Source organism: Streptomyces sp. N35, assembly GCF_016464295.1.
Taxonomy (GTDB): Bacteria; Actinomycetota; Actinomycetes; order Streptomycetales; family Streptomycetaceae; genus Streptomyces.
In genome coordinates this window covers 69,479-79,684 of sequence record NZ_JAEIMH010000041.1, presented here as the reverse complement: position 1 = coordinate 79,684, position 10,206 = coordinate 69,479, and the positions used below count along the sequence as shown (strand labels likewise).

General features: G+C 66.9%; 10 protein-coding genes and 1 pseudogene. 6 read left to right on the top strand and 5 right to left on the bottom strand.

Annotated elements, in window-relative coordinates; all coding sequences use genetic code 11:
* From JAO81_RS22725 to JAO81_RS22700, 6 genes and pseudogenes are all read left to right on the top strand, one after another.
* Positions 1–550: ADP-ribosylglycohydrolase family protein (locus JAO81_RS22725; protein WP_199549757.1), on the top strand; the 550-nt coding region annotated here is incomplete at its 5' end.
* The gene (gene rbsK / locus JAO81_RS22720) at positions 547–1,494 is read left to right on the top strand and encodes a ribokinase (RefSeq protein WP_199549756.1); all 948 of its coding nucleotides are present in this window, start codon (positions 547–549) and stop codon (positions 1,492–1,494) included. The genes JAO81_RS22725 and rbsK, both read left to right, overlap by 4 nt.
* Positions 1,495–1,541: 47 nt before the next feature.
* Positions 1,542–2,762, top strand: coding sequence for a CaiB/BaiF CoA-transferase family protein (locus JAO81_RS22715; RefSeq protein WP_199549764.1), 1,221 nt, complete (start codon positions 1,542–1,544; stop codon positions 2,760–2,762).
* Positions 2,759–3,652 carry a CoA ester lyase gene (locus JAO81_RS22710; RefSeq protein WP_307813567.1) on the top strand — a complete coding sequence of 298 codons (894 nt, stop codon included), beginning with the start codon at positions 2,759–2,761 and terminating at the stop codon, positions 3,650–3,652. The genes JAO81_RS22715 and JAO81_RS22710 overlap by 4 nt, the downstream gene beginning before the upstream one ends.
* 155 nt (positions 3,653–3,807) lie before the next feature.
* Positions 3,808–3,996, top strand: a pseudogene (locus JAO81_RS42685) (response regulator transcription factor); the annotation flags it as partial.
* 627 nt (positions 3,997–4,623) lie between these two features.
* Entirely contained in the window at positions 4,624–5,736 is a 1,113-nt protein-coding gene (locus JAO81_RS22700) for a sensor histidine kinase (protein ID WP_199549754.1), read from the top strand.
* 69 nt (positions 5,737–5,805) lie between these two features.
* Here JAO81_RS22700 and JAO81_RS22695 read toward each other — a convergent pair whose 3' ends face one another.
* The 5 genes from JAO81_RS22695 to JAO81_RS22675 all read right to left on the bottom strand — a co-directional run bounded on the left by JAO81_RS22695 (position 5,806) and on the right by JAO81_RS22675 (position 9,891).
* A complete protein-coding gene (locus JAO81_RS22695) occupies positions 5,806–5,949 on the bottom strand; it encodes a hypothetical protein (RefSeq protein WP_199549753.1) in 144 nt (47 codons plus the stop codon).
* A gap of 16 nt (positions 5,950–5,965) precedes the next feature.
* On the bottom strand, positions 5,966–7,204 hold the full coding sequence (locus JAO81_RS22690; RefSeq protein WP_199549752.1) for a sensor histidine kinase: 1,239 nt from the start codon (positions 7,202–7,204) through the stop codon (positions 5,966–5,968).
* Positions 7,205–7,331: 127 nt separating this feature from the next.
* Positions 7,332–7,997, bottom strand: a complete 666-nt coding sequence (locus JAO81_RS22685; protein WP_199549751.1) for a response regulator transcription factor — start codon at positions 7,995–7,997, stop codon at positions 7,332–7,334.
* Positions 7,998–8,093: 96 nt separating this feature from the next.
* The gene (locus JAO81_RS43725; protein ID WP_199549750.1) at positions 8,094–9,326 is read right to left on the bottom strand and encodes a sensor histidine kinase; all 1,233 of its coding nucleotides are present in this window, start codon (positions 9,324–9,326) and stop codon (positions 8,094–8,096) included.
* A 139-nt stretch (positions 9,327–9,465) separates the two neighbouring features.
* Positions 9,466–9,891 carry an SsgA family sporulation/cell division regulator gene (locus JAO81_RS22675; protein ID WP_199549749.1) on the bottom strand — a complete coding sequence of 142 codons (426 nt, stop codon included), beginning with the start codon at positions 9,889–9,891 and terminating at the stop codon, positions 9,466–9,468.
* Positions 9,892–10,206 lie beyond the last annotated feature (315 nt).

Here is a 10,206-nt window from a genome sequence, read left to right as displayed (position 1 = left end):
CAACGGCGTGTACGGGGCGATGTTCGCGGCAGCGATGCTGGCGGCGGCAGCCGGCGGCGAGGACGACGTCCATGACTGCCTCGAAGCGGGCCTGGCCGTGGTGCCCGAACGTTCGCGCCTCGCGGAGGCGGTGCGGTTCGGCATACGCATGGCCCTCGCCGAACCCACCAGCACCATCGCCGGGTTCGAGCAGGTCGTCGACCAACTCCACGAGAAGTACGGCCATTTGCACTGGGTCCATGTGCTTCCCAACGCAGCCTTGGTCGCTGCGGCACTCACGCACAGCGACGGCGACTTCACCGGGGCGATCTGCCGGGCGGTCTCGGGCGGGTGGGACACCGACTCCAACGGAGCCACCGTGGGCTCTGTGGCCGGGCTGCTCGCCATGGGCTCCGGCGTGCCTGAGCGGTGGACGGCGCCTCTCCGCAATCGCCTCAGTTCCAGCGTGGCCGGCTTCGACGGCATCGGATTCGACGAACTGGCCGCCCGTACTCGCGCGTTGGCACGAATCCCGGCCACGGCACACCAGACAGAAGGAGCCCTGCCATGATCCCGATTCCGGCCACCGGCCCCCGCATCAGCGTGCTGGGATCCGTGAACATGGATCTCGTCAGTTACGTGCCCACGGCCCCCCGCCTCGGCGAGACCGTCATGGGCCGCGAGTTCCGTGAGATCCCTGGCGGCAAGGGCGCCAATCAGGCCGTCGCGGCCGCGCGGGCGGGCGGGGACGTCGAGCTGATAGGCGCGGTCGGCGACGATGCGTACGGGCAGCGCCTGCGGGCCGGTCTGGACGCGGCAGGTGTGCATATAGGTGGTCTTCGCACCGTCGGCGCTCGAAGCGGCACTGCGCACATAGTCGTGGACGACGAGGGCGGCAATTCCATCGTCGTTGTTCCCGGTGCCAACGCCCAGATGACCCAGGTGAGCCAGGAGGAAGAACTGCGCATCGCAGTGTCTCAGCTCCTGCTGGTGCAGCTGGAGCTTCCCCTGCCGGGCGTGCTGTCCGGGCTGCGCGCGGCGCGCAACCGTGGCGTCAAGACCGTTCTCACCCCGGCGCCGGCCCCCCTCGAACCGCTTCCGCAAGGGCTCTTGGACCATGTGGACCTGCTGGTGCCCAACGAGCACGAAGCCCGATTGATGACAGGGGAGGACGCCCCCTTCCTGGCTGCCAAGGCCCTCCTCGATCTCGTCCCGGAAGTCGTCATCACACTCGGCAGCGCCGGCTGCCTGTATCTGGCCCGCGGAAGCGAGCCGCTGGAGATACCGGCGTTCGCCGTCAAGGCCTGTGACACCACCGGGGCCGGGGACACCTTCGTAGGCGCCCTCGCTGTGGCTCTGGGCGAAGGCCAGTCGATCCGGTCCGCACTTATCTGGGCCTCGGCGGCTTCAGCGATTTCCGTGCAGCGGGCCGGGGCTTCGCTTTCCATGCCCCAGCGCCTTGAGATCGAGCGGATGGCCGGGGGGGTGCCACGACAGCGCCCCCCTGTCCAGTGATGACCGGAGACGCCCTCAAGCCCACCGAAACGGAAGCTGCACCATCCATGACAAGCATCCCGGCCCAGAACCTCAGCAACCTCGGCGGACCCCTGCGCGGGCTGCGGGTCCTCGATCTCGCGACGTTGTTCGCCGGGCCACTCGCGGCCACCATGCTCGGGGACTTCGGCGCCGACGTGATCAAGGTGGAGCACCCGCGGAAGCCTGACCCGTCGCGCGGCCATGGGCCGAGCAAGGACGGTGTTGGTCTGTGGTGGAAGCTCCTCGGCCGCAACAAGCGCAACATCACGCTCAACCTCTCCACGCGGGAGGGACAGGACCTGCTCCTGCGGTTGGCTGCCGACGCAGACGTGATCATTGAGAACTTCCGCCCCGGCACGCTGGAGAAATGGAACCTCGGCTGGGAGGAACTGAGCCGGGCGAACCCTCGGCTCGTTCTCACCCGGGTCACTGGATTCGGGCAGTTCGGTCCCTACGCCCGCCGTCCCGGTTTCGGCACGCTCGCCGAGGCGATGAGCGGTTTCGCGGCGACCACCGGTGAACCGGACGGGCCGCCGACCCTGCCGCCGTTCGGACTGGCCGACTCGATCGCGGCGCTGGCCACCTCGTACGCTGTGATGACCGCGCTGGCCGGTCGGGACCGCACCGGCCGAGGGCAGGTCATCGACATGGCGATCATCGAGCCCATCCTGGCCATGCTCGGGCCGCAGTCCATCTGGTACGACCAACTCGGCTACGTCCAGCCGCGCACCGGTAATCGCTCCATGAACAACGCCCCGCGCAACGCCTATCGGACCGCGGACGGCTCCTGGGTGGCTGTCTCCACCTCGGCGCAGTCCATCGCCGAACGGGTTATGCACCTTGTGGGTCGCCCCGAGTTCATCGACGAGCCCTGGTTCGCCACCGGGGCGGGCCGGGCGCAGCACGCCGACACCCTTGACACCGCGGTGGGGGAGTGGATCGCTCGCCACGACCGGAACGAGGTCGTGACCGCATTCGAGAAGGCCGAGGCGGCGGTGGCGCCGGTACTCGACATCCGCGACGTCATGGACAACGAGCAATATCAGGCGCTGGACACCATCACTGCGGTAGCCGATGACGAACTGGGCACGATCCAGATGCAGAACGTCCTGTTCCGCCTCTCAGCGACGCCAGGGGCCATCCGATGGGCGGGCCGACCCCATGGCGCGGACACTGACGCAGTGCTCGCAGACCTGGGCCTGAACGATGCGGAGATCGCCGCGCTGCGTGAGAGGGGCACGCTGTGAGGAACGAACTGCGTCTGGTCGAACCAGCCGATGAACGCCCCTACTTGACGTGGCTCTACGCTCCCGGCGACCGGCCACAGGTGGTGGCGAAAGCGCTGGCAGCGGGCGCTGACGTGGTGATCGTGGACCTCGAGGACGCGGTGGCCCCCGACCGCAAGCAATACGCGCGTGAGGCCACCGTAGAACTCCTCACCGAGCCGCGGCCGGCATCCTCTCGCATCCACGTCCGCATCAACGCGCTGGGCGGCCCTCTGGCCCGCCAGGACGTGGAGGCACTCGTCACACTCCCCGGTTTGGCAGGACTGAGGCTGCCGAAGGTAGAGCACCGCCGCGATGTGCTCAATGTTGCTGAATGGGCGGCCGAAGCCCGGCTCAAGGCACGGGTCTTCGGGATGGTGCCGCTGTACGCGCTCATTGAGTCCGCCCTCGGCGTCGAGAACGCGTACAAGATCGCATGCGCCCACTCGGCCGTCCGCGGCATCGCTCTTGGAGAGGCCGATCTGTCAGCCGACCTCGGTACTTCGGCCACTTCCGGCCTGGCGTGGCCGCGTAGTCGCACGATCGTGGCGGCCCGGGCCGCGCTACTGCCGCCGCCGGCCCAGTCGGTCTATGCGGATGTACGCGACACTGCCGGACTTGCCGAGTCGTGCGCCGAAGGCCGGACACTGGGCTTCCTCGGGCGAGCGGCGATCCACCCTCGGCAGCTGGAGGCCATCAGATGTGCCTATCTGCCGACCTCCCAGGAGATCGACTCGGCCAGGGAGATTACCGAGGCTGCTCAGGCTGATTCGGGGGCGCTTGCCCTGCCGGATGGCCGCTTCGTCGACGCGGCGGTGGTCGCGGGGGCCCGCCGCACGCTGCTCCTCGCGGAGTGGGCGGCGGAGTTCTGATGCGACCGCCTTTTTCTACCTCTGCAGCCCCCCAGACGCTGCACGCGTCGCCCTGGAGTCGGAAGGCTGTGAATCCGGACGACGACATCCTTCGCGAGCCGCTCGGCGCTCGCGTATCCCAAACGTCTCTGTTCAGGCAGAGTGTGTACGAGGCTTTGAGCGGGCGGGAAGCCCAGGTTCTCGACGGAATGAGCCGGGGCCTGAGCAATGCCGCCATCGGCCGCTGTCTCGGCCTGGCGGAGGACACTGTCAAGAGTCACGCCCGTGGCCTGTACGCGAAGCTTGGCGCTCATGACCGAGCGCACGCTGTGGCCACAGGGTTCCGTATCGGACTGCTGCGATGACCGAGCTGTACGTGCGGTGCGCCGCATCATCAACCTTCGGCGGGCACAGTCATCCTGTGCCGAGGGTTGGTCGCACTGTGCGGCGTTAGGTTTTTGGTGATGACGGGATGATCAAGAGAGTCTCCGGTCGTCGAGAGCGCGCCAGTAATGGAAGGCGCATTGCAGACACGACGGCTCGGGTTGGCACTGGCTCGTGGGAGGCCCGAGCCGTCGCGTCGCTCCCCGCAAAGCCCCGGGCCACCCTCCCGCTCCCCGTCCATGGGAGTGTGGTCCGGCTGCCGGCACTGGGCTGCGTACCCATGGCCGGCACACACCAGGGCCCGCATCGGTCATCCCCCTGACCGCTGCGGGCCCTGGTCTTTTGCCCGCACCATCCGTCGGATGCTGTAGGGGCCGAGCCTCACGCCCTTTGGCCCAGCCGGGTCGCAGCGGGCGAAACCTGCCGTCACCATCGACCGTATGGTTTCGAGTCCAAGGTCGGACCCCGGACAGCCCGCAGACGACAGCATCAGGCAAGGTGACGGCGTCGGCACGCTGTCCGAGCGCCTGAGGGATTTCGCCTCGTGGGCATTGGGAAAGACCACTGGCCAGCTAGGTGAGGGACGGTGTTATCCACTGCCCTGGCGAGTGGACATCGCCATCGCCCTCTCTTGCGGAGTGCTGACATGGTTCGCGCTCTACGACACGCACCACTTCGGCGTGCTTCAGCACTACTGGTACAGCGTGGCCGTGGCCTGGGCTGCCTCCCTGACGCTTGCTCTGCGGAGCAGGGTTCCTGAGATCCCGGCAGTGGCTGCCTTGATGGCCGCGTTCTACACCGACGACCGCACGCCGCTGATTTTCGCCGCCTATGCCCTGGTGGCCTATGGGCGCCGGCTGCGTTGGGCCGAGATCGCCGCCATCGCAGCCTGCTACATCGTCGTGCGCGAAGTCTCGGTACCTGTCGCCGGTGGACGCAAGCCGGTCCACTTCGCCTTCGCGACCATCATCTTGCCCGCGGTGTACGGAGAGACGGTGCGGCGTTACCGGGCTGCGACGGACGCCTTGCGTACTCGCGCACGCCAGGCCAGTGCGTCCGTGGACCAGGCGGCCGACCTGGCGGTGCTGGAGGAACGTACGCGCATCGCTCAGCGTACCCACGACAATCTCGGACACCACCTCACGGTGCTCACACTGCAGTCAGCCGCCCTGCGGGAGAAGGCACGCGATGGTGAACTGCGCGAGAACGCAGACTTGGTCGCTGAGTCGGCCCGTGCGGCCATGGCTGAAGTCAGGGAAACACTCGACATGCTCCAAGATCCCGGTGGCCGCGACTCGGTGGATGCGGACTTCGACTTCGGGCGCTTCCTGGCGAGTTTGGCGCGCAACATGCGCGCCGGTGGGATGGACGTTCGCCACACAGTGGAAAGCGGGATGAACGACCTGCCCCCCGAGGACGCTCAACTGCTGCGCCGTATCGCCCGCGAGGGTCTGACGAATGTAGCCAAGTACGCGCCGGGCGCCTCGGTGTCCCTCCGGTTGTACGCAGACCTGGGGGAGGTGGCGCTGGAGGTGGGGAACAGCCCCGGGCAGGGGCCCAGGATTGTGGTGGATTCAGGAGGAGAGGGGCTGCCATGCCTGGCGGCTGCGACAGAGAAGGCAGGAGGCCGATTCCTCGCGCGACGGAGACCGGAGGGCGGTTTCCTGCTGCGGGCCACGCTGCCGGACCGGAGGCGGGGGACGCAGGACCAATCGCTTTGAACCGGAGGTAGGCCTGCGGGCCGTGCACCTGGTGTGGTGCACGGGCCGCAGGTTGTGGTGGTGGGTTGGTTACTTGACGGTGAAGGTGACCTTGGTGCTGGTGGTCATGCCTTCGTCGGTGATGCCGGTGGCGGTGGCGGTGGCGGTGGCGGTGGCGGTGGCGGTGACGGTGTGGGTGCCGGCCGCGAACTTGACGAGGTTGGTGTTGGACATCCACCAGCGGCCGTAGTCAGCGACGTTGAACCGCGTCTGCCGTGTTTATCGGTAGGTGGGCCTGCAGGAGAAATCCGCCATTGCGAGTCGGCGTGGCCTGCAGATAGCCGCCGTGCTCCCGGACGCGGGCCGTCAGCCCTTCGAGCCCGACACCTCCGCTTCCCAGCGACGGGTTCTTGTCCGTGGGGCGCCTGTTCTCTATCGCGATGTCGACGCGGTACGGGTGGAACGCCAGTCGGATGAGGATGGCTGCACCCGGGGCGTACTTGACCGCGTTCGTGAGCCCTTCCTGGCCGATGCGATACAGCATCGTCTGCGTCTCACGAGGGAGCGGCACGGGGGTCCCGAGCACCGTGCACTGGGCGTTGACACCGACGGCGTTCATGTTGCGCACGAGAGAGTTGAGAAAGGTGTGGTAGTCCGTCTGGCTCAGCCGCATGGGCGGTGTGTTGTCGCCGGGATTGCTGCGGAGCATGTCGAGGATCGCGCGCAGTTCGGACATAACCTCGCGGGAGGCATCTTCGACCACTTTGGCGCCCTCCCGAACCTTCTCGGGGTGCTCGGCATTGACGTTGATCGCCTGGGCCTGCAGTGTGACTACGGCTACCTGGTGTCCCACTCCGTCATGCATGTCGAAGGCCAGCCGGGTGCGCTCCTCGAGCACTGCGTACTTGGCGGCCTGGTCCACTGACTTCTGGACGCGGTGTACCTGTTGCCGCACCAGCCTGTTGAACAGCTCCTGGCGGCGCAGGGTGCTGCCGACGATGGCGGGCAGGATGACGTCGACCCCCAGGTGATAGATGGCCTGATACGACAGCAGGGGATCGGCCACCAGGGGACGGGTGATGACGTATCCCAGCGCGATGAGGGCGAGCAGCGCGCCGCGCCGTTGCTTTGCGTACCGGGCGACCGTCCAGGAACCAAAGACCAGCAACGTGGAGTCGTCGGTTGCCAGGGTGGATACCAGGCTCGATACCGCGATGAGTTCGGGCAGGCGGCGTCGAAACAGCAGCGTTGAAGAGCAGAGGACCGCGGCGCTCACCGACCAGCCGTAGCTGACCAGGAGACCGGTGCGGTAGTTGTCGAGCACGGCCAGCAGGGTGAGGGCCGTTGCCAGCAGGGTGGTGACGACATCCAGGACACGCGGATCCGCGCTGCGCAACCAGTCCACCGGCGACAAGCGGATCGCTGACCGCCAGAGGTGAGCGGGCGGCAGGCCTGCTGGGGCCTGCCGCTCGGTGGGCTGAGTAGGCATCGAGGCTTCCGTGGAGGTGAGGGGGATGCCTCGAGTCTCCCGGCGGAAGGTGGCCTGAGGGCCTGGTGAAGGTTGTCAGCTTCAGCGAAGGTTGATCCCGCGTCCGGCGAAGGTCAACAGAAGAAGGTCAATCGCCGGGCCCCCCCACCAGGCCTGCCTCGTATGCCAAGATCGCGGCTTGTGTGCGGTTGTCGAGCCCGAGCCGGGTGAGCATCCGCGATACGTAGGTCTTCACGCTCGCCAGCGAAAGATGCAGCTGGTCCGCGATCTGCTGGTTCGTCAGTCCCGAACCGATCAGGGCGAGCACGTCGCGCTCACTGTCCGTCAGCGAGTCCAGCTTCGCCTGCAATCCGTGTGCACCGGCGGGCATCCGCGTGCCTGCCCGCTTGATGAGCTTGGCCATGATCTCCGGGGACATCGCTGTCCCGCCGGCCGAGATGGTGCGTACAGCTGCCACAAGTTCGTCGGAGCGGACGTCCTTGAGCAGGAAGCCGGATGCGCCCGCGCTCAGTGCTTGTATCACCACATCGTCAGTGTTGAAGGTGGTAAGCACCAGAACCCTCGGCGGCTCCTCGAGGCGCATCAGTTGGATGGTTGCCGCGACGCCGTCAATTCTCGGCATGTGCAGATCCATGATGACTACATCTGGCCGGTGCTCTTGCACGGCTCCCAGTGCTTCCACGCCATCGGCGGCTTCGGCGACGACATCGATGTCTTCGTGAGCGTCGAGCACCGAGCGCAATCCGGAGCGGATGAGGTTCTGGTCATCCACGATCAAGACTCGGACTGTCACCGGTTGCATCCTCCATTGCGGGGTCGAACTCAGCCGGGCACTCATGGCCATCGGTCCGCAGTCCGCGCTGGATACCACTAAATCATTGATCACGCCCTAATCAGCACCAAGCCCGGCTGAATTGACCTCGTCAGGTTGAACGCCACATCTTCGTAATGCCTGAAAGTCCACTCGAAGCAGGAAGCCTCCGCTGTCCGTCGCGTGAGCCTGCATCCGGCCACCCGCTTTGGCCGCCGCGGTGCGCAGACTGGCAAGGCCCACTCCGGCGGAGTCGACCAGCACCTGGGGCCCAGGCGCAGGGGAATTCTCGATTTCGAGGGCAACCTGGTCCGGCCGCACGGTCAACCGCAGGACCACTACCGAGCATCGGGCGTACTTCGCCGCATTGATGAGGGCCTCCCGTCCGGCACGTCGCAGCACAGGGACGTATTCCGGGGGCAAATCATCGAGGTCGCCGCAGATCTCGGCCTGCAGGTCCATGCCAGTGGCCCGCATGTTGCGGACGACCGAGGTGATCAGACGTGCGCAGTCGAGGCCCATCAAGGTGGGGTCACGGCGCATGGGGTCGTGTATCAGGTCCACGCCCCTGCGGATGTCGACCATCGCGGCCCGAGCCGTCGTTTCGATGGTCGTGGCGCACTGCCGCAACTGGTCGTCGGCCTGCGGGTCTTCCTGCAGTGCGCTGGCCTGGATGCACAGGACGGTCATCCGGTGTCCAAGGGAGTCCAGCGTCTGCTGGGCCAATCGCATGCGTTCCTCGAGGACAGCCAGTCCCGAGGCCTGGCGCACCGTCGCATTTGCCTGGCGGGCCTGGTGGCGCAGGGCGCTCATTGCGGCACGGTGGCGGCGCACGGTTGCGCCGAACAGCGCGGGCAGGAGGACGGCGCTGAGCACGAAGTACGTGTGGTCGCGATCTGCCGTGTAGACGACGACGGGAATGTCACGTGTCATCAGATAACTTGCTGCCAGCGCGGAGATCCACCCCCAGCGCAGGTGTCTGCAGTACGCCGCCAGGGCGTATGAGGCGAAGACCAGGGGAACGCGGTCGTCTGTCGTGATCAGCGCCCCGAGCGCGGCCGCCGCGGACAACTCGGGCAGTCGGCGACGAAAGAGCAAAGTGGTGGCTGCGGCCCACCCGATCGCGATCCCCAGCGCGCCGTTGCCGTCAGGAGCCGTATCGAAGGCAGTGGTCACAATTACCGTGGACAGCAGCCCGCACAGCAGGACCAACACGAAGTCGACGAGCCAGGTGCTTGCGTGCGGCACGGTGTCCAACTCGCCCACCAGGGCTCGCTTTGCATGCTCCACCCAGTCGAGTGAACGCTGCACGACTCCTTGCTGCGCGCCTCGAGTCAAGTGTGGGGCAGCTGATTCCCGGGGTGCAGCCCGGCCTGCTGCAGGTTGATCCATTGCGGGGTTCCTGTTCTCGCGATGCTCGCCCCGGGGAGGCAGCCGATGGTGTCGGTGGTCAGCCGTCCGCCAGAAGGTGGGTGAGTTCCCGCTCGAAGTTGATCTCTTCCGCGCCTGCAGCGACCAGGTCGTAGGTGCAGGCCAGAAAGTCGTGCAGGTCCGCCGAGCGTGCGGTGAAGATCGCCTGGACGTAGTTGGATTCGAGTCCTACTCCGGCGAGGCTGATGCGCGTTTCGCTGCGGTCGCGGGGAGCTGGCCACACACGTACGTCCCCGTGGCCGGCGGAGCCGTGCATGCCCCGCTCCAGGAGGTCCCTGGCGAAGACCCAGTCGGCGTAGGTCGAGTCCTCGATCTCGATCAGAAGTCGCACGGCGAAGGGGTCGGTCGAGTCGTACCAGAGTGTGGTGGTGACGGGGGTGCACTCGTTGATTCCGGCGAGCAGGTACATCTGGACCTTGGCGCACACCGTGGTGGCATCGTTCATGGTCTCTCCCCGAGTCCGGTGGCAGGTGGACCGAGTGGCAGGTCCTTTCCTCCTCGGACTGCCCAATGAGTCGATCATGACGCGAGGGCTGCCGTGACCTGGGTCACGTTGGGTGCGGCGGGTTGTTTGCCTGCCGGGAAGTGGTGCCCTTGCGACGCTCGCGCACGGCTTCAAGTGAGGTCCCATGGCCCGGAGTTGCCTTTGGAGCCGCAAGAGATCCTTGACTCGGCGTGCGGTGAAAGTTGTGCGCGGGCGTGGCTCGCCGCGAACTGGAGCCGGGCACACCAAAGTTGCCGCAGCCCGAGAGGAGGGCTG